Raw genomic sequence first — 20,795 nt, 5'->3', positions numbered from 1 at the left:
GAATAAGTAATACGATCTAAACCATTATATATTAGAACATATTCTCCAGCAACACCGGATGTCTTACAGTTGTGTCAATCCAGCCTTATCCAAGCGAACCCATTTCAATAGGATTTGGCAAGTTCCAATACTTTTTGCACCGCCGGCTGATCCAATAGGGGCTTAGAAGTATCTGGATCAACCTCCACATCAGGGACTGTCTTCACTTCCTCGTTGCAGCTTCCATCAGAGTTAAGTCCCATCTCAAAGGAAAATCTGAATACATAACCGCTATTAGGCAATGCAACGACAAGTGGATCCATCCCTAGTCCATCCCCACCTGTTCTGCCACCAACAACCGTTGCAAACCCGGTGCCTTTTGCAAAGGCTGCAAGACCTTCCGCTGATGAATACACAGAGTTATCAACCAGCAAATAGATCTTTCCTTTAAAACCAACGGATTCTTGTGGGATTACTACATCTGTATTTTTACTATATGTCTTGAACATTTTTAATGCCTCCGATGGTAAATTAGGCAACTGTTCGTCTTTGATGCTGGTAATAGGCTGCTGCCCCCTTGTGATCTGACGTGCCTGCATAAAGGTCTCAGCATAGTTGCCTCTTGTATAAAGTAAGTATGTATTGTATTCGATAGGTTTATTGATCAGCAGAGGAGCAATATGAGCTCTCCAGTAATTACTGTTTCCTCCGCCATTTCCGCGGATATCTAGAATTAATGTCTTATAATCTTTAACTTCTATTAAAAAATCACGAATCTCCGAACTATCCATCTCCATGAGACTTCCGGCAAAGCTTCGCATGCCTAGATACGCTATTTTCTCTGGCTCTATAATAACCTTTTTTACATTCCCGGAAGTCTTTCCTGTCTGACTCCCTGCCTCACCACTATTCATATCGTTAACGATGCCATTAGAGCTTTGCTGCTCCGCTAAAGGTTTCTGGTTGTAACGAGCCAACACATTTGGCTGTTGAAACACGTTGATCCAAGGCTCATAACCAAAACCTGCCTGAACATAGGCGTTTAGAAACCATGGATATTCTTCCTTAGATAAAAAATTGGTATGCCCATTATTTAACCTGCTAAGTATGAATCTCATTCGTCTAAAAAACTCATCATCTGTCTTCACTGCTGCAATTTCATTACGGTACTCCTCTTTGTTCGCAAGCCAATCCTCTCCATTTAGACGCTTATTTACCTCTAGGAAAGGGTAGTTCTCCTCAATAATCTTCCACATATAATCAAAATCCTCTAATCTTTGTTCCACTGTCAATGGAGACAACGCCGCTTCTAGCTGTTCTTCCGCTACCTTTGAAGAGGCTACCGGCGCTACCGGACTTGCCTGAACTTGCCCCGACTCAGATTGCTTTTTCCCTGGCAAATCCCCACGGTTGCAACTAACCAGTAACAGTATTGCAGCTACAGATAAAGCCGCTGGTAATACAATCCTTGGTCTCACCTTAATCCCCCTTCCAATATTCCATATAGCTGAATCCATTTTCAGGAATTTATTTAATAATCATATTTTTCTATTCCTCCTAATTCAAATATATTTATCACAATTATTTACATTAGTTTTCTTAGAACAACACAAAAAAGACCTCCTTCGAGGTCTCCACGTTAAGTATTACAAATCTTTAGACATCGTAATGTCAGTTACGGTATATCCCATTTTTTTGTAGAGCTCAAATGCACGATTGTTCTGACCGAAGACATGTAACCCGATTTTGGTGACGTTCATCTCACGGGCTTCTTCATCGAGTGCGACCATAGCCTGCTTGCCATAGCCTTTACTCTGATACGGTTCAAAAATATAGAAATCATAAATGAAAGCTTCTCGGCCACTGCGGCCTTCACTTACATTAAACCAAATGTATCCTACCTGGATATCACTACTTATTTCTACTATAGAATATAGATAAGCGCCATCTGTGCTCAACCCTTTAGGTAAAGACTGTGTTATAGCTTCCTCAGACAGCTTCATCGCGATTTCAGGGTCCCAAGCGCCGGCTTTAATCTTATCTTCAGCGTAATCACGAGTAGCTTGACCTAAGAAAAATTGAAAAGCAGACTCATCCATATGAACCAATTTAATCATCATCTTTTTTCACTTCCTCACTTCTATATTTACCATATACTTTTATTTACGTATTAAACGGGAAGTCCCGCGTAAAGTTGCTAAATCGGGAGCTCCGATGCCGAACATTGCTATCTTAAGCTCCAGCTCTACCTGAGCCAGTGCAGCATCTAGCGCCTCTTCAGAATCTACTGCCGGTCCTAAAAGATTGCGTCCAAAGCCTGCTAAATCAGCACCGAGGGCCAATGCCTTCGCCGCATCCACACCATGCTTCAAGCCGCCGCTGCCAATCAATGCCCCCTTCGGGGAGACAGCACGTACCTCTGCAATGCAATCTGCGGTTGGAGTGCCCCAGTCTGCGAAAGCTTCAGCCGCTGCGCGCCGTATAGGGTCTCTACTCCGAAACTTCTCGACCTGACTCCAGGATGTTCCACCTGCACCCGCTACATCAACAAAAGCTACCCCTGCATTATAAAGATGTGCTGCTGTATCACCGTCAATGCCCCAGCCGACTTCTTTTACACCTACAGGAACCTCAAGTGCACGGCATACTTTTGCTATCTGCGATAGTAAGGAAGCAAAGCCAGTATTCCCTTCCGGTTGGAAGACCTCTTGAAGACCATTGAGATGCAGTACAAGAAAATCCGCACCAGCAATATCCACAGCGCGGCGACACTCCTCAATCCCGAAACCATAGGACAGCTGTACGGCGCCAATATTAGCGATAACCGGTATATCAGGTGCTTTGTCCCGTACATAAAAGGTTTCGGTTAGCTCAGAGCGCTCCACCGCCGCTCGTACAGAACCAACCCCCAGCGCCCATCCACGACGCTGTGCTGCCTCTGCTAGTCGGGCATTGATGGCTCCTGTAGCTGCACTGCCGCCTGTCATCGAGCTGATCAGCAGCGGTGTACGCAGTTCACGTTCCAGGAACGTGGTCTGCAATGATAAATCATCGAAATTCAGCTCTGGAAGAGCATTATGCCGAAATCGGTAATGTTCAAACCCCGTAGTCACACCGACGCCACCGACTTCTTCATTTAGACAAAGGCGTACATGCTCTATTTTGCGTTCACCTGTCCTTGATGCAGGCAATAAAGAATTCTTGTCCGAAACCTCTACAATTGGTAGGCCATTGCCATGATCCGCGCCAGACTGCCTATTCGCATCATATGGTACGGCCTCTTCTGGCGTATGATTCATGCTCCGTTCCTCCTATTCCTAAACTGTACTTATTATAACATATCCCTCCAGATGAATTTACAATATGAAGTGAGTGAAATACGAGGGATGCTTCATTTCTACCCACTAGGTGTTAATAGGTTGGTACACGCCGGAGCACAATAATTATAAAGGAAGTGCTCTGCAATACTTTCAGGAGGAACTTCCGATGAGATCAGATCGTGAACAACCCGTTCAGCCCCAAGCGATACAAAATAGAACCCATGCTTTTGCTCCAAAGAAACGCACCTCTTCACGACGCCGCAAACGAGTGATATGGGCTTGCGTCATTCTAATTCTCTGGTTAATCGGCGTCATGATATACCAGACACATAAACCTCTACCCGTTGGGATTTCCTATGAAAGTCCCATATACAAAGTGAACAATGTATCCTTCTGGCATGACCTAACCTATCCAGACGGTACGGACACAGGTAAGCAGGAGAGTGAAATTCTTCCGAGAATGCTACATATCATCGAGGAGTCAAGGGAGTTCTTAGTCATCGACCTGTTCCTGTTCAATGATTATACCCATAAAGATCAGTCATTCCCTCCAGTCAGTCGAATGCTGACAGATAAATTAATCTCACAAAAGCAAACCTATCCCGAAATGGAGATTGTCTTCATCACCGATGAGGTCAATACCAATTACAACTCAGCGCCCAATCATCTTCTGGAAGAAATGAAGGCGGTGGGGATCCGAGTCATCATGACCGATGTTAATGACCTGCGAGATTCTACACCTGCCTATTCAGCCGTCTGGCGCACCTTCATTCAATGGTTCGGACAATCCGGTAAGGGCTTTATCCCCAATCTTATGGCCAGTGGTGGACCGGATATTACCGCTCGATCTTATCTGAAGCTGCTGAATGTGAAGGCGAACCATCGCAAAGTAATTGTCAGTGAGAACACTGCACTAATTTCCTCTGGAAATGTTCACGATGCCAGCGCCTACCACTCCAATATTGCTTTGGAGGTACAAGGTCCAATTATTGCCGATATTCTCCAGACCGAGCAGGCGGCAGCCAATCTTTCAGATGCAGGTCCATTGCTACTTCATAAGCCCAATTTCACCCAAGAAAAGAACCTACCATCAGCGGAAGCTCTAGAAGTTCGCTATTTAACAGAAGGAAAGGTATACAAATATGCGCTGCAAGGCATTAGGTCCGCCCGGAAGGGGGATACCGTATGGATGGGGATGTTTTATCTTGCTGATGATGCCATTCTGGATGCGTTGGTAGAGGCTACATCACGCGGGGCTAAGGTAAACCTAATCCTGGATCCAAATCAGAACGCCTTCGGGCGTGATAAAATCGGGATCCCCAACCGTCCAGTTGCCATGGATCTGAACAAACGCACGAACGGTGAAATCTCTATTCGTTGGTACAATACAACCAAAGAGCAATATCATCCAAAGCTGCTCTTTATCGCCAAACAAACCGGCAGCTCCATCATTCTTGGGGGTTCCACCAATTTCACCACACGCAATCTAGATGACTACAATCTGGAGAATGATCTGTGGATTTCTATGAAGCGAGATCAGCCGCTGTTCAAAGATATGGAAGCCTACTTTAATCGGCTATGGAATAACGAGGGTCATACGTTCACTTTACCTTTTGAGGCCTACCAGAGCGATGTGACCTGGTTCAAGTACATCCTGTTCCGGCTGCAGACTAACCTGGGCTTTACTACTTTTTAAACAAAAACCACCGCAGAGAAGGCAGCACCCTCCGCGGTGGTTTAATCTGTAATGAAGTTATAGTAATGGAGACATTAATCTGGCGGCAGATTCCAGTATACGTACCACCATGCGTTTATTCATAAAGGTCTCATGCACAATCTGAGTGGTGGACAATAAATCCCGTTCAAAATCAGCAACAATTCGTGTAACGCTCTCTGTCTGAAGAAGCAATGCGTTTACCTCAAAGTTAAGATGGAAGCTCCGCATGTCCATGTTTGCTGTACCAATAGTCGCTATTTCACCATCCACGATTAACAGCTTAGAGTGTATAAAGCCCTTCTCGTATTCATAAATCTTCACTCCAGCCTCCAGCAATGCCGGGAAATAAGAATGCGAAGCCAGAAACGGAATCCATTTATCCGGCTTAGCAGGGAATAACAATCGAACATCTAAACCAGATATAGCCGCTACACGTATCGCAGTCAGGATATCCTCGTCCGGAATGAAATAAGGGCTGGCAATCCAAACTGATTTCTCAGCTGAGGTGATCATGGAGAAAAATATATTTTTGAGTGCACGGCGTTCATTGTCCGGCCCACTCGCAATGATCTGTACTGCTCCGTCCCCTGTCATAAAGTGTAGCTGTGGTGTTAGATAATCCTGCTCCAGTATTTTTTCACCTGTAGTATGCATCCAATCTTGCAAGAAGATGATTTGCATCGTCCGTACCGCTTCACCTCTAACTAACATATGGGTGTCACGCCAGAATCCATAAGTTTTGCTGCGGCTTAAATATTCATCCCCCACATTCAGTCCACCCATGAACCCGACATCACCGTCGATGACGACGATTTTTCGGTGATTCCGGTAATTAACCCGGCTAGAGAAAAAGGAGGTGGAATTACCGTACGATGCCACTTGTACTCCAGCATCAACCAACTCTTTCAAAAAAGCTTTAGAAAGCTGAAAACTACCCACAGCATCATACATAAATCGGACAGATACACCCGCACGCGCCTTTGCGATCAAAATCTGTTGAATACGCGTTCCAATGTGATCTGCACGGAAGATGTAATACTCCATATGTATATGGTGCTTCGCTTGTCGCAGCTCTAGCAGTAATGTTCCAAACGTCTCTTCACCATTGGTAAGGATGCGCGTCTCTGAAGCAAAGGAAATAGGAGTACGCGCTAGAGTCTTGGATAATAATAGTAGTTTTTGACGCGAGGGGTCAAAGACCGACCAATCTTGATGCGTACGCAAAGCGTCATTCTCAATCCGCTCATAGGCCATAAGATCTCTTTGTGCTTTTTTATCATATTTACGACGTTTAAATACATTCTGTCCAAATAGAAAATAAAAGACCAAACCGAGCACCGGGATCAACGCAAGCAAAAGAATCCATGACATCGTAGTAGAAGGATTACGGTTCTCCATAAAAATAGCTAAGCTAATTGAAACGACTGTCAGTGTGGAGAAAATACTAATAATTGTTCCAGCAGTACTCCCAAAAATACCAAAACCAAAATAATAAAATGCTATGAAAGCCCCAATAATAATTATAGATTGAAGTCCTCTTCTCATATTGTACCTACCTTCTTATTCATAAAAGCAACACCAAAATGACACATTTTATATATTACATGAAGAACCTATATCTTCCTAGACAATTACTGTGTAAAAATCTATTTACAACAAAACTGTAACCCTTCTGTTCTGAAATTTGTAATGACAAGATGGATCGAATATAATTATTTTGACCGATTAGTCAATTATAGAACTGGGTAGTCAGAAAGGAGGTTATCCCCCCAATGAGCGATAAAACTGTGGACAAGCAGGAACAGATTATTAAGATCGCCATGCAGTTATTCGCTGTGAAAGGCTCTTCTTCCACGTCCATGCAAGAGATCGCCGAATTATGCGGAATTTCGAAGGGAAGCTTGTATCTAGTATTCAAATCCAAAGAAGAACTGGAACGCAGTATTTTTCTCTATTGTTACCGAATGATTCGTGATCCCTTATTACGTGAAGAACAAGAAACCCAAAGAACACCGCGTGAAAAGCTTAGGAATCAAATAGAAATTCTACTGAGTCATGTGTACGAATTACGTGAGTTCTTACAGCGTCAAATTCAGGAAGTTGCCGGAAAAGGATTTGATACTGAAGTACCGGAATGGCTGCGTAGAAACAATGCTTCCTTCTTGCGCTGGTTTCAGGTGAAGATGGAGACCCTTTATGGAAAAGACATCATCCCCTATACCGGAGATTTATGTATTGTAGGTCATGGACTAATCAAGTCATATATTGCGGTTATTTTTCGTCAGGATACCCACTTGTCCCTTGCCGTTATGGCTGATCATCTAATGAATCTGCTAGATATTATTGTAGCTGGTCTTCTTACAAGTAAGCAGGCTCCTCTCATCAACTCTACCATTCTTGCAAGCTGGATGGAGGAGAATGAGGAGAGTAAGCGCAAGAATCCACTGCAGATCATTAAGGACATGAAGACTGCGGTCAGTAAATTAGATAGTATAGAACCCGAAGAGTCAGCCGATTTGCTGGAATCACTAAACATTCTAGAAGGCGAAGTCCTCTTACCACACCCACGCAAAGCAATCATACAGGGGATGTTGTCCAACCTCCAATCCTGCTCAGAGCTCACTACACCATTGGAAGAATTGAGGAAGCTGGTTACCTCTTTTTCAAATCATTCATGCGTATTTCGTTAATTGCTCTATAAAGAGTTCGTGAGAGAGAAGAACATGGATAGCGAGTATTATAAATTTTCAAAATGGCGCCCTATTTCGTAAAGAAAAGGCCCGAGAGGAGCAGAAACAACACTTATGAAAAGCTTAATTAATTTCTCGCTCAGGAACAAATTTGCCATTTGGCTTCTGACGATAATTATTGTATTTGCCGGTTTGTATAGCGGACTGACAATGAAGCAAGAAACCTTACCTAATATTAGTATACCCTATCTTAGCGTAACAACTATTTATCCGGGGGCTGCACCAGAAGGCGTCGTTAATGATGTCAGTAAACCGTTGGAGCAAAAGCTGCGCAATGTGGATGGTGTAAAGACAATCACCTCCACTTCTCTGGAGAATGCCTCCAGTATCCAAATCGAGTTTGATTATGGAACGAATCTGGATAATGCTACAGCAGCTGTTCGCGAAGCGCTGAATGAGGTCTCATTGCCAGACAATGTGCAAAAGCCTTCCATTTCCCGTTTTAGCCTTAGCTCAATGCCTGTCGTCTCCCTTAGTTTATCGAATGGGGATTCAGAAGATCTCGAGGAACTAACCCGTATTGCCGAGAACGATATTCGCCCTGCCCTTGAAGATGTTGAGGGTGTTGCTTCTATTCAAATCTCTGGACAATACGTCAAAGAAGTTTCGCTTAAGTTCAATCAAGAGAAGCTCAAGCAATACGGACTGACCGAAGATACGGTTAAAGGGATCATTCAAGGTTCTTCCCTCCGTGTTCCACTAGGACTGTTCGAGATGGACAAAGCTCAAAAGGCAGTTGTCGTGGATGGCAACATCACCACCGTTGAAGATCTTAAAAATGTGACCATTCCAGTTATGCCAACTGGTGCTGCTGGGGCTCCTGGAGCTGGCGCTGCCGATGCAGGTGCCGGAAGTGCTGCTGGCGGAGCTGCAAATATGGGATTGCCAACCGTGAAGCTGGGAGAGCTTGCTACAATTGAGGTTGTTGGTAATTCTGAATCGATCTCCCGTACGAATGGTAAAGAATCGATCGGTATCCAGATTGTCAAAGCCAACGATGCCAACACTGTTGATGTCGTAAATGGTGTTAAGGACAAAACTGAAGAATTAAAAGCACAATATAAAGGCATTGACCTTACAGTTCTGCTTGACCAAGGTAAGCCGATTGAGGACTCCGTAAATACAATGTTGTCCAAAGCTGTATTTGGCGCCCTTTTCGCAGTAATTATCATTTTGGTCTTCCTGCGGAATATTCGTTCGACAATCATTTCTATCATCTCTATTCCTTTATCATTGCTGATCGCAGTGTTATGTCTGCGTCAAATGAACATTACGCTTAATATGATGACCCTTGGTGCGATGACCGTTGCCATCGGACGGGTAGTCGATGACTCGATTGTAGTCATAGAGAACATATACCGGCGACTCTCGTTATCTGGCGAGAAGCTAAAAGGCCGGGAATTAATCAGTGCAGCCACTCGTGAAATGTTCGTACCAATCATGTCCTCTACGATTGTAACCATCGCGGTATTCTTACCGCTTGCTCTAGTAAGTGGTATGGTTGGAGAGCTGTTCTTGCCTTTCGCTTTAACCATGGTCTTCGCCCTGCTCGCTTCGTTGGTAGTTGCGATTACCCTGGTTCCTGCAATGGCACACTCCCTGTTCCGCAACGGATTGAAAGGTAAGAAGACGCATAGTGAGAAACCAGACAGAATGTCTGCCGGTTACCAAAAGATTCTGAACTGGTGTCTTTCCCATAAACTCGTTACGTTCGGAGTAGCGGTTCTGCTCCTGGCGGGCAGCTTGTTCCTGATCAAGCCTATCGGCGTTAGCTTTATGCCTTCCCAAGAGGATAAAACGGTTATGCTAACCTACTCACCGAAGGCTGGACAAAGAACTGAAGAAGTTCAAGAACAAGGCCTGAAAGCTGAGAAATATATTTTAGCGCAGCAGCATGTAGATAAAATGCAATATTCCATTGGTGGCGGCGGCCCGATGGGTATGGGCGGATCCAGCAACTCAGGACTCTTTTTCATCGTTTACGATAGTAATACTCCTGATTTCGAAAATGTAAAAGAGAAGGTGATCGAAGGCTTAACCGCAGAAGTCCCAGATGGTGTGTGGGGCGATATGTCCGCGATGATGAGCGGAGGTATGGGTGGAAGCACGTTAACCGTGAATGTATTCGGAGACGAACTAGATCAAATTAAGCCGGTAGCGGATGAGATCGCCAAGATCGTACAGGCTGACACCACTAATTTCAAGGATGGCGAAACAAGTCTCAAAGAAGCTTACGATCAATATACGATTGTAGCGGATCAAGAAAAGCTTAGCTCCCTTGGACTTACAGCGGGACAAATTGCGATGAAGCTTGCTCCTGCAGGTACACGCCCAGTACTCACAGAAGTAGAAATGGACGGCAAGAACTACAAAGTCTATATCGAAACTGATAAAGAAACGTATAAGAGTATTAAAGAAATGGAAGAGGCTACATTGACTTCGCCACTAGGCATTTCCGTGCCAATCGGGCAAGTCGCTAAAATTGAAAACGGCTCTTCCCCTGACTCGATTACTCGTATGGACGGTAAAATGAAGGTGGATGTCACTGCCGAGATTATTTCAAGTGACGTCAATAGTGCTTCAAACCTCGTGAAAGAAAAAATAGATGCTATGGAATTACCAGATGGCGTGACGGTTAGCTTCGGTGGTGTAACCGAGCAGATCAATGACACATTTGGTCAATTAGGTATTGCTATGGCGGCGGCTATTGCCATCGTATACTTCGTGCTTGTGGTTACGTTTGGCGGTGGATTAGCTCCATTTGCTATCCTGTTCTCACTTCCTTTCACCATTATTGGGGTACTCGTAGCCCTTCTGATCGCTGGGGAAACCTTAAACGTCTCCTCCCTCATGGGTGCGCTGATGTTGATTGGTATCGTAGTCACGAATGCCATTGTCCTCATCGACCGCGTTATTCATAAGGAAAAAGAAGGAATGACCACACGTCAAGCCTTGCTTGAAGCAGGCGGCACACGTTTACGTCCAATCCTGATGACTGCACTTGCAACGATTGGTGCATTGCTGCCACTGGTTACAGGACTTGAAAACAGTGCAGGGATCATCTCCAAGGGGCTAGGCGTTACCGTTATCGGCGGCTTGATCAGCTCCACGCTGCTGACACTTGTAGTAGTGCCAGTCGTGTATGAATTCCTGATGAAATTCCGCAGTAAAAAGGTAATTGACTAGAACACTAAATGCGAATCAAGTAAACATGCTAAATGAAGAAGCTGTCTCCAAAGTAGTGAATACTACTTATGGGGCAGCTTCTTTTTTATGGAATGGGCAAAGTAACCCAGTAGACTTTTGTAGGTGGGAGATGAGTGGTTGGACGGGCGGGGGATTGACGATAGGCGGTTGTGCGGTAGGCGGTGCATGATTTGCGATGGGTAGTTGTGCGGTGGACAGTAGGTCTAAACTAATTAGGGAAAAACTCCCTAAAAATTTCCGATAATCACTCTAAATGTACGAAATTAGGGAATTCCTCCCTAAAAAATAGCTAATTCACCTGATTTAGCGCCAAATCAGGTGAATTATAGGGAGGTTTTCCCTAATTACATGTCTTATGACCAATAATTTCAGAGTTTTAGGGAGAAATTCCCTAATTATTCTTCTAGAGCTTCACTTGGATCGTCATTTGGGACTTCACTCAGATCTTCATTTCATCGCTCCACTTAGAGCTTCAATTAAATCACTATTTACACTTCCACAGCAAGAAAAACCCGACCTAATTTATAGGCCGGGCTCTGCATTATAGTGTTGTTATACCATTGCTGTTGCACTGCTCTCCAGCGAAGCTCTCCAGGAACGCAGCATCTGCAGATCAAGGGGTAGAAACTCAGCGAGCATATGGGAAAGCCCCAAATACAACGTACTATTCGTTGCTGCATTTAACTTCTCACAGAACTGTGGAGTCCATTGCAGTAAATGATCTTCCAAAAAGGCTACCTGAATATCAAGTAGATCCATAGCACTTCTAATTGAGAAGCTATTGTACAACATCCGCTCATGCATTACTGCCATAAATTCCAGCTCAATAGCAATATGATCATCAGCTTCACCATTACATTTGTTAAATACAATTCCTGCGGAAGTATACACATCAGCAAGCACGTTGCAGAAATCTTCAGAACGACCCAGAATAGCAGCTTCACGTAATTTAAAAGAGCTTACTGTCTGTTCGTGCATAAGCCGTTTATACTCTTGGGTCTCTTTCTCACATATATGGGGTAGCTTATTCGGTTCCTGACTCAGATAGCGCTTCAGTTCCCGTCCGCCTTCCGTCATCTCTGCAGCAACACTCATCTTGCGATTGCGGCTCCACTGAGCCACAAGTGAGAGTGATGGTTTTCTACCCAAAAAATCCACTAAAAGCTGATATATTAATCCCCGACTTTCCAACCAATGGCTAAATGCCTCCGGCACGGCGAGCGATGGAACAGTTTGCATAGTCATTTTGCAAATCCTCCTCATTGGGTTTCCCGGTCACACACCGTCACATGATCGACGTGCAATTTCCGGTATCCTTTCTGTTTTCGCAAAAGTGAACGTAAAAGTAATCCGCACCTAGATTATATCGGATATTAAAAACGCTTTCCGTGAGCATTCTATGACTAATCACTTCATTTGTCGTACTTTTGTCACATTTTCGCAAGTCTATTTCGGCTTTGTCATTCTATTTAGTTTGTCCATTATTATGCAATTAAATCACAACCCTCCTTATTCAAATAGGGGGAGTTTAACCCGTTCAATAGTTTGCTCATTGACGTACCCGCGAGTGATCTTTAAAATTCTAAACAAGTATAAACACCTTCGCCTCCTCTTAAGACGGGAAGCATTCAAAACACCAACAAATGAAGGGAGCAACGCTATGGAGCCGCTGATGGACCCTTTTGGACGTTTACATGACTACATCCGCATTTCGGTTACCGACCGCTGCAACCTGCGTTGCATTTATTGTATGCCAGCGGAAGGGATGGAATTCCAGCCGCAGGACGAGATTCTGAGCTATGAGGAAATCACCGCAGTTGTGGAATCGCTAGCACCACTTGGATTACGCAAGGTACGGCTAACAGGTGGAGAACCTCTTGTACGCAAAGACCTGGAGAAGCTAGTAACTATGATATCCGCCATTCCGGGGATCGAGGATATTTCACTGACTACGAACGGATTAATGCTTCCAGCTAAAGCAGCACTGCTAAAAGAAGCCGGGTTGTCACGGGTGAATATCAGTCTGGACTCTTTACGGCAAGATCGCTTCTCTATGATTACACGCGGCGGTGAGGTCTCCAAGGTACTAAAGGGGATCGAGGCAGCACAAGCTGCCGGGCTGGAGCCGATCAAGCTTAACGTTGTATTGATGAAAGGGATTAATGATGACGAGATCAAAGACTTCATCTCCCTTACGTTGAACAGTCCACTAAATGTACGTTTTATTGAATATATGCCCATCGGAAGTGCTACTGATTCTTGGCGCCAATCCTATCTGCCGCTGGAAACTGTAATAGAAGCTTGTACTTCAGCTGGTTGGGAAACCGAGGAAGCTGAGATGCCATCTGGTAATGGCCCTTCCCAGAATCGGCGGGTTATTGGAGCGCAAGGAACGTTCGGATTAATCCATCCCGTAAGCGATCACTTTTGCGATAACTGCAATCGACTAAGACTAACAGCAGATGGCCATATCAAAGCTTGTCTGTATTGGGAAGATGAGTACAATGTCCGCCCCCTAATAAGCGATCCCGCAGCAGTGCAGGCCTTATTCCGCAAAGCTCTGGGTAACAAGCCACATAACCACGAAATGGCATTAGCCTTGGAGAAAAAAGCACAAAGCCACACGCCGACGGCTCGGCGTATGTCTCAAATTGGAGGCTAGTCCGTCTCATTAAAAATGCCGCTTTCCCCAAGCCATCTGGGAAAAGCGGCGTTTCATTTAGAGATTAAAGGATAGCCTTCACCATCCACTATTATAGATATAGAGCCTCGAGCAGCTTGTAAAGCGTCGTTGCTGCCTCCGCTCTTGTAGCATTGTTCTCAGGTCTGAATGTGTTATCCTCGAATCCACCCAAAATACCCGCTTCAACACCCGCTTTTACAGATGCCTGTGCCCATTGTGGAATGGAGGTAAGATCCGCGAAGTCCCCCTCTTTATCCGTTTGCTTATGGGCATTAGCCTTCAAAGCATTCGCGAGCATAACTGACATTTCGGCACGGGTAATCTTTTCTGAAGGCTCGAAGAACATTTTGCCGTTCACATCATATCCACGAAGGATTCCGGCATTTACCGCCGCTGCTACATCATCTGCAGCCCAAGCTGGAATCGCACTTTGATCCGCGAATTTCACTGTGCTACCTGTTGATTGCAAACCAAGCGCCCGTACAATCATAGAAGCGAACTGTGTCCGAGTAACATCCTCATTCGGACGGAAGGTATGATCCTCGTACCCTTTCATGACACCCATACCGATTAGACGGTCTGTAAACGCCGTGGACCAATGAGTATTCAAATCGGTAATCGATGGGGCCTGATAATTAAACACAGCATATTTGGCAAGCTGATTTAAGCTTGCAGTTATAGTCCCACCCGTTTGACTCTGACCACCAACATAAATCCACTTTTTAAGCTGTTCGTTGTAATAGTAGATAGCTGCTTTATGCCCCGATGTAATCTTGGTCGCATCGTAATTGAGGGACAGTTTCACAGGCTTATTGAGCATGCCTGCCTTGTCACTAGTAAGCTCTACTGCTGCACTCACAGCCTGAAGAGCGCCCATTGCTGGTGTCTCATCAGCAGCAATAACCGAAAAGGCAATTTCGCTGTTACCAGACAACGCTCCAGCCGGAATCGTAAAGCTGCCCACGTCTTTAAGTGTGCCCGTTCCTCCCTGCTGTGCTTTTACCTCCAATTCCACACGCGGAGTTGTAGAAGGCTGCTCTGTAGGAGATGGCGCCGCGGTAGGAGCTGGAGTTGCAACTGGTCCGTTGCCTCCTCCGTTATTATTCCCCTCTCCACTGCTAGTGCCCGCAGTTACAACTACTGTGCGTACAATCTCAGTAGCTGCATTGCCAGCCAAATCTGTCGCATTGTACTTCAGTGTATAGGTTCCTGGAGTCTGAACATCCACTGTTCCCGTCACCAGGATAGAGCCTGCAATCCCAACCTTGTCAGTAACGTCTGCGCCCGGGTCCTTGAAGTCATCCCCTTGGGTCAGACTAAGACGGCTATCCCCCTTCAGGGTAATCACAGGTGCTGTACGATCGATATTCACAGCAAGCGGCAATGTTGTCTTATTTTCTAAAGAATCCGTTGCCTTGAATTGCAGTTGATGTTGGCCTTCTTCCGAAATCTCAACCACTTTCCCACTTTCATAGGGCAGGAAATTTCCGTTTACATCAGTCGCTAATTGAATGGATACATCCGCACCAGGAATATATACGCTAGCATACACGCTTACCGAAACACTCTGATTCGTCCAGTCACCACTTAAATAAGCTTGTCCGTTCTCAGTCTTTAATGTGCTATGAAGCGCCAATGGGGTGATACTATCATCTCCGCTTAGCGTTACTTCAAAAGTCTTCGTTTCCGTAGCCAATCCCCGCTGAATTGTAGCTGTTAAGGTCAGCTTCGTATCCTTCTTAGGTTGGTAGATGATTTTACCTTCATTCGTCATTAGAACCGGATTGGAGCTTTTCCACACAATACTTGTCCCGTGTTTGCCTTCGGTAGGCAACGTTAGATCAGAAGTTACTGCGCTTGTATCTCCTAGATCTAATGCAGTCATAGTATCGTTAACTGCCTGCTGATCGCTGTACGACTCCACATCCACAAAAATGGGATTGGAATAAAACCACATATCACTATAATTACGGGCGTTGATTTCTTCGAAACGAGTCAGGTTATCGACGGTATTATTTTTTGGATCAATCTGCGGTTCACCGTTAACCGTTTCTCCCGCAACATCAGTTCCAAGGTTAGTCCCTCTTAACCGGAAATAACGATCCTTGTCCGCTGCCTCTACCTTATACTTAATAACATTGTAGCCTTCGGAATCTGTAGTCCAGTCCTCGCTTGTGAAGCGTTTCAACACTTTTGTTGTATCGTTAGTCGCTTTGGTGTAATCAGGTGTACCTGGATCAACCTTGCCATGGACTTCACCGGAGATCAAATCTACATGATCTACCTTAACAGCGTCGCCATTATTATTTTGCTGTGGACTTTTGAAACGGATCGTAAGCTCTAGGTCGTCCCCTTGTTTTACGTCCAGTTCGCCACCCATTTCTTCCTCTTGTCCATCTCCAGACACGTTAAACTCTAATGCGTTGATGAGATCCCCAAAAACAGAGAAGGATTTCCCTGACCGCATGCCATCTACGACAGCGTTAATATCGGAGCCATCCACCCAGGTATAGTTCTTGGAATATTCACCAGGCCAGTAACCGCTGGAAAATTGATCATTTTTTGTTTTGAAATGAAAATCAGAGTTAGCAAAATTCCAAAATCTGCGGCCCTCACCCAGCAGTGCGTCCCACATTCCTCCAAGCTGTGCAACCTTGACGTCTGTACCTCCGTAAGTCTCAGGCGTCTCTCCCCGATCACTCGCCATCTGATTGCCCAGCATACCTTCAAAGCCGAAGACAAGATTCGGATTGATATTGTTAAAGTCACGGATATCCTCTATTTTAAGCTCCGAGCTTGTACCATTTTTTCTGGAGGGGTGATTGATCAGTACATAGCTATCTGGATAATGACTACTGAGCCATTTCATAGCTGTGCGAGTATCTTCTTTTGTAGAAAAAGCTCTCGTATCCGCCGCACTCCACTTAGCCACATCTGCCGGATCGAACATACTTACATCACGATTAGTAAATAAATATTCAAATTGATTAATAGCCTTCAAAGCTTCTGCGGACCCTGGATGATCTGTAACAATCCCAACTGCAGCATGATCGTATTGGGGCATATCCCACTCAAAGCCTGAAAAAATGATTTTTCCAGCATATTTGCCTTCTGCCTGTAACTTCTTAATTTTCTCATTCTGATAATCCACAATACCTTGAGACATCGGAATGGAGCCGCCAGGTAGATTCACCCCTTCGTCATCCCGGTCAGATACCCGAAGGTGATCAGCCAATGCCATCCAGTCAAAACCATTTTGTTCAAATGCAGCATCGAGCACACTTTTTAATGACTCCTGAGCATCGTTCGATTCAAACGTATGTGCATGGTATTCACCTGTCATCCATTTCCCTGAATGCTCAGAGGCTGTATCCCTGAAATCAGGCGCCGATTCACCTGAAGCACCATAAACTGTCTGTAATGAAAAGTTGGGTGCTAACAATAATACGGCAAGCGAACTAGTTAGAAAAACGCGAATTTTGCTCTTCTTCAAAATGATTAATCCTCCGATGTCTTTTGGATTTTCGTAGATTCTATATTTAGAATAGTAGAAAATTGTAAAGACATGTCGGATTTTGTTGCATGTTTATGTAAATATTCATATTTTCATAAACAATGCCGATTTATTTCTTTGGCATTGGCAAGCTCACTACAAAAGCCGTTCCTTCACCCGGTCGGCTGGTCACGGTTACTTTACCGTTATGCAGCTCAACGATCTTCTTAACCAGTGATAGGCCCAGGCCACTACCGCCCCCGCTCGCTGTTCTAGCTTTGTCTGCCTTATAGAAGCGATCAAAGATGCGAGGTAAGTCTTCTTCAGAGATACCAATCCCACTATCTTGAATCTCCACCTCTACCCGCTCATCTACCGTTCGAAGCTTGATATGAATACATCCATTCTCGGGAGTGAATTTAATGCTGTTATGAAGAAGATTGGTCCAGACCTGGGTCATTAAATCTTTTACCGCAGTTACATTCACTTCTTCCAGTTCGGCCTCTACCTCAATATTTTTCTCCAGCCACTGTGGCTCAGAAGCCAGAATTGTATCTCTAAGCTGTTTATCCAGACGATAAACCTGATTTTCAAACGGAAAATTACCCGATTCGAGCGCTGATAGCTTCAATAAATTATCACTGAGCCCAGATACGCGGGTACTCTCAGCCACAATAATATCAATATAGTGCCTCTTACTCTCCATACTTAAGGTTTCGTCCTGCAGCGCAAGCGCAAACCCTCGAATGGAGGTTAGCGGGGATTGAATTTCATGTGATACATTGGAGATAAAATCCTGGCGCATGGTCTCCATCTGACTCAGCTCACTAGCCATTTCGTTAATACTCTCTACAATTTCGCCGAATTCACGGTATTCCCTATTTTGTTCAAGTACAACATCAAAGTCTCCCTTGGAAATACGGCGAATTCCTTCAATAACCGATTTATAAAAGACACGTTCCCAGCCACGAAAGAAAATAGAAAATAAGAAAAAGACCAGCAGTAAAATCACAAAGCCAACTAGAAAGGTGACCAATTGCAAAACATACTTCGAGGAAGGCCAGCCATATGCAGCATTCACTTGGTTCATTAGAAAATAAGCCGCAGTCCAGCAAAGCGCAGCTGCAGCAAGAAAGAGAATAAACATCAAAACATGCTTCACAATATCTTTAAACAAGTTCATGCATGCCCCTCCAACCGATACCCTAGACCACGGATCGTACGAATAACGAATCCATAGTTATCCTGATTGAACCGTTCACGCAAACGGTTGATATGCACATCGAGTGTCCGCTCATTCCCTTCAAAATCATAACCCCAAATTTCTTCGATCAGCCTGTCTCTTGTCAATGTTTGCCCCGGATAGCTGCCCAGCTTAAACAACAGCTCAAATTCCTTAAGCGGCAAGGTAATTTCCCCATACTCTGAGGACACCTCGTAGGTTTTGCGATTCATACGCAATCGGCCTACGGTCACACTTTGCGCGGCAGAAATCTGATATCGTTTAAGCAGCGCCTTTACTCTCGCAATAAGTACAACCGGCTCAAATGGCTTGACCAAATAATCATCACTACCCAGCTCAAAGCCTTTTACAATTTGTGAGGTTTCCCCTTTGGCTGTCAGCATTAAAATCGGGAAATCATAGTTCTGGCGCATCCGCCGGCATAGCTCCCAGCCGTCCATGTTGGGCATCATCACATCAATAATAGCTAAATCTATGTTATTACCTTCCAGAATCTGAAGAGCCTCCAGTCCATCGGAAGCTCCATAGATCTCATCCATTCCTTCAGCTCTCAGAAATACTTCTACCAATTCGCGGATGTGTGGATCGTCGTCCACTACTAGTATTTTTGTCATGTAGCACTGGAGCCTCCTCTTCAATGTCCTGAACCTCGGGGTTATTCATCTGTAGCTGCTGGGTCGCAAATTCACGATACAGCTCATGGTTTTCCAGTAGTTCCTCATGACTTCCCTTTCCGGTAATTTGACCTTTTTCCATAAAAATAATCTGCTCTGCATTTACAACAGTAGCCAAACGGTGCGCAATTACAATCGTAGTCCGACCCTTCATCAGATTGGACAGTGCCTTCTGCACCACGGCTTCTGATTGGCTATCCAGACTGGAAGTGGCTTCATCAAGCATAAGAATCTTCGGGTTCCGCAGCAGTGCTCTAGCAATAGCAATCCGTTGCCGCTGTCCACCAGACAGCTTCACGCCTCTTTCGCCGACATCCGTATTATATCCTTCAGGAAGTGCATCAATAAAACCATCTGCATAAGCCATTGCTGCTGCTGCGTGCATCTCCTCCCTGCTAACGTCACGATCCAATCCATAGGTTAAATTCTCAGCAATCGTACCAGCCAACAGTGGACTTTCCTGCGAGACATACCCTATAAGCTTCCGCCACGAACGCAATGAGAATGTAGACACTGGCTTGTCACCCAGCTTTATCAGACCTGACTGAGGCTCGTAAAAACGTTCTAGCAACGAGAACAAAGTGGTCTTGCCGCCCCCGCTCGGTCCGACAATAGCCGTTACCTGACCAGGAAGCATCTGGAAGCTTACATCATTCAATACCTTCTCACCATTTTTATATCCAAAGCTTAATCCCTCTACTGAGATCGGACCTTCTGCGCCATTTGCCTCTTCCTGTCCCTCATATACTTCCTCTTCTGCTGCCAAGGTCTCAATAATACGCTCTGAGGCACCCTTAGCTTTCTGAATCTGTGTGAAGAACGTAGTCAGCTGAGTAAGTGGCATAATAATCTGAATAAGATAAAGAATAAAGGCGACCAGTTCTCCAGCCGTCAAGACGCCGGAAGATACCTGCATCCCACCATAACCGATAATGACCACAAGCAGCATCATAAAAACAAAGGAGACGAGTGGACTGATCATCGCGCTAATCTTGCCCTCACGAATACCAAAGGAAAGCAGGTTCATAATTCCAGTCTTGCCTGCCTCGTACTCTTTTTTCTCTGCGCCTGAGGATTTGACCAGACGGATCTCAGATAAAACACCACTAAGTGTAGCAGTAAAAGAAGCTGTCTCATCTTGCATTCCCTTGGAAATTTTGTACATCTGCCGCCCAAGTGGTACTAGTATCAGCGCCGAAAGTGGAAGAACAGTGAATAGAACAAGTGTCATTTTCCAATTTAAAAATAGCAGAACTGAGATCGAACCTACAATGGAGATCACTCCGGTAAATAAGCTGGCTAGATGTTCAGAAATCAGCGTTTTGATGATCCCTGTATCATTCGTCATGCGGCTGACACTTTCTCCCGTTCTGTTGTCATTATAATAAGCCACAGGCAGAACTAGAAATTTACGCCACAGTCGGTCCCGCAGACCTGCAACCATCTTCTGACCTGCATAATTGAGCAGATAGATAGAGATCCCTCCCGCAATGGTCTGCGCAATAAATGCAGCTGCTATACCCGCAATCTGCAGCTTGCTCACGGAGGCCAAAGAGAAGCCATCCACCAAGTTCTTAGTGAACATCGGGATGACCAGACTGACCAATGTCGATATCATGCTTAACGCAATGGCTATAGCCAATAAGCCGTATGAAGGCTTGGTTTCTCTTAGTAGCGTTAAGAACGGCTTCAGCGCCATCTTTCGCTTGGATTCGGATTTCTTCATGAC

At 44.9% G+C, this 20,795-nt stretch carries 14 protein-coding genes; 5 read left to right on the top strand and 9 right to left on the bottom strand.

The genetic code is table 11. The annotated features are described in order from the left end of the window. Window positions 1–104: 104 nt before the first annotated feature. The 3 genes from MKX35_RS05205 to fni form a co-directional block, all read right to left on the bottom strand. A complete protein-coding gene (locus MKX35_RS05205; protein WP_179086620.1) occupies window positions 105–1,457 on the bottom strand; it encodes a S41 family peptidase in 1,353 nt (450 codons plus the stop codon). A gap of 168 nt (window positions 1,458–1,625) precedes the next feature. Continuing rightward, the gene (locus MKX35_RS05200; protein WP_256716179.1) at window positions 1,626–2,099 is read right to left on the bottom strand and encodes a GNAT family N-acetyltransferase; all 474 of its coding nucleotides are present in this window, start codon (window positions 2,097–2,099) and stop codon (window positions 1,626–1,628) included. 39 nt (window positions 2,100–2,138) lie between these two features. After that, window positions 2,139–3,278: a type 2 isopentenyl-diphosphate Delta-isomerase gene (gene fni, locus MKX35_RS05195; RefSeq protein WP_081382660.1), complete on the bottom strand. Its 1,140-nt coding sequence runs from the start codon at window positions 3,276–3,278 to the stop codon at window positions 2,139–2,141. 187 nt (window positions 3,279–3,465) lie between these two features. Here fni and MKX35_RS05190 point away from each other — a divergent pair, with 187 nt between their 5' ends. Beyond that, window positions 3,466–4,995, top strand: a complete 1,530-nt coding sequence (locus tag MKX35_RS05190; RefSeq protein WP_076297919.1) for a phospholipase D family protein — start codon at window positions 3,466–3,468, stop codon at window positions 4,993–4,995. A 57-nt stretch (window positions 4,996–5,052) separates the two neighbouring features. Here the strand turns inward: MKX35_RS05190 and cls are convergent, their stop codons facing one another. After that, window positions 5,053–6,561: a cardiolipin synthase gene (gene cls / locus MKX35_RS05185; protein WP_042192502.1), complete on the bottom strand. Its 1,509-nt coding sequence runs from the start codon at window positions 6,559–6,561 to the stop codon at window positions 5,053–5,055. 227 nt (window positions 6,562–6,788) lie between these two features. Between cls and MKX35_RS05180 the strand changes: the two genes are divergently transcribed. The 3 genes from MKX35_RS05180 to MKX35_RS05170 all read left to right on the top strand — a co-directional run bounded on the left by MKX35_RS05180 (window position 6,789) and on the right by MKX35_RS05170 (window position 11,142). Further along, a complete protein-coding gene (locus MKX35_RS05180; protein WP_076297920.1) occupies window positions 6,789–7,706 on the top strand; it encodes a TetR/AcrR family transcriptional regulator in 918 nt (305 codons plus the stop codon). 114 nt (window positions 7,707–7,820) lie between these two features. Then, complete coding sequence (locus tag MKX35_RS05175; RefSeq protein WP_076297921.1) at window positions 7,821–10,952, top strand: efflux RND transporter permease subunit; 3,132 nt, start codon at window positions 7,821–7,823, stop codon at window positions 10,950–10,952. 25 nt (window positions 10,953–10,977) lie between these two features. Then, window positions 10,978–11,142, top strand: coding sequence for a hypothetical protein (locus MKX35_RS05170; protein ID WP_341043879.1), 165 nt, complete (start codon window positions 10,978–10,980; stop codon window positions 11,140–11,142). 383 nt (window positions 11,143–11,525) lie between these two features. Here MKX35_RS05170 and MKX35_RS05165 read toward each other — a convergent pair whose 3' ends face one another. Further along, window positions 11,526–12,218, bottom strand: coding sequence for a TorD/DmsD family molecular chaperone (locus tag MKX35_RS05165; RefSeq protein ID WP_042192508.1), 693 nt, complete (start codon window positions 12,216–12,218; stop codon window positions 11,526–11,528). A gap of 415 nt (window positions 12,219–12,633) precedes the next feature. Between MKX35_RS05165 and moaA the strand changes: the two genes are divergently transcribed. Further along, window positions 12,634–13,635: a GTP 3',8-cyclase MoaA gene (gene moaA, locus MKX35_RS05160; protein WP_076297922.1), complete on the top strand. Its 1,002-nt coding sequence runs from the start codon at window positions 12,634–12,636 to the stop codon at window positions 13,633–13,635. A gap of 91 nt (window positions 13,636–13,726) precedes the next feature. On the opposite strand, the gene MKX35_RS05155 is transcribed toward moaA, so the two are convergent. From MKX35_RS05155 to MKX35_RS05140, 4 genes are all read right to left on the bottom strand, one after another. Next, complete coding sequence (locus MKX35_RS05155) at window positions 13,727–17,149, bottom strand: S-layer homology domain-containing protein (RefSeq protein ID WP_256716180.1); 3,423 nt, start codon at window positions 17,147–17,149, stop codon at window positions 13,727–13,729. A 130-nt stretch (window positions 17,150–17,279) separates the two neighbouring features. Further along, complete coding sequence (locus MKX35_RS05150; protein WP_076297924.1) at window positions 17,280–18,332, bottom strand: sensor histidine kinase; 1,053 nt, start codon at window positions 18,330–18,332, stop codon at window positions 17,280–17,282. Continuing rightward, entirely contained in the window at window positions 18,329–19,006 is a 678-nt protein-coding gene (locus MKX35_RS05145) for a response regulator transcription factor (protein ID WP_076285637.1), read from the bottom strand. The genes MKX35_RS05150 and MKX35_RS05145 overlap by 4 nt, the downstream gene beginning before the upstream one ends. Then, window positions 18,936–20,792 (bottom strand): ABC transporter ATP-binding protein, encoded by a 1,857-nt coding sequence (locus MKX35_RS05140; protein ID WP_076297925.1) that lies wholly within the window; start codon window positions 20,790–20,792, stop codon window positions 18,936–18,938. Before MKX35_RS05140 ends, MKX35_RS05145 begins: the two co-directional genes overlap by 71 nt. Between the last annotated feature and the right edge of the window lie 3 nt (window positions 20,793–20,795).

It is taken from the genome of Paenibacillus sp. FSL R5-0923 (genome assembly GCF_038009145.1).
Taxonomy (GTDB): domain Bacteria; phylum Bacillota; class Bacilli; order Paenibacillales; family Paenibacillaceae; genus Paenibacillus_AQ.
Note: the sequence above shows the minus strand (reverse complement) of the source record. Positions and strands in the feature narration are given on the sequence as shown.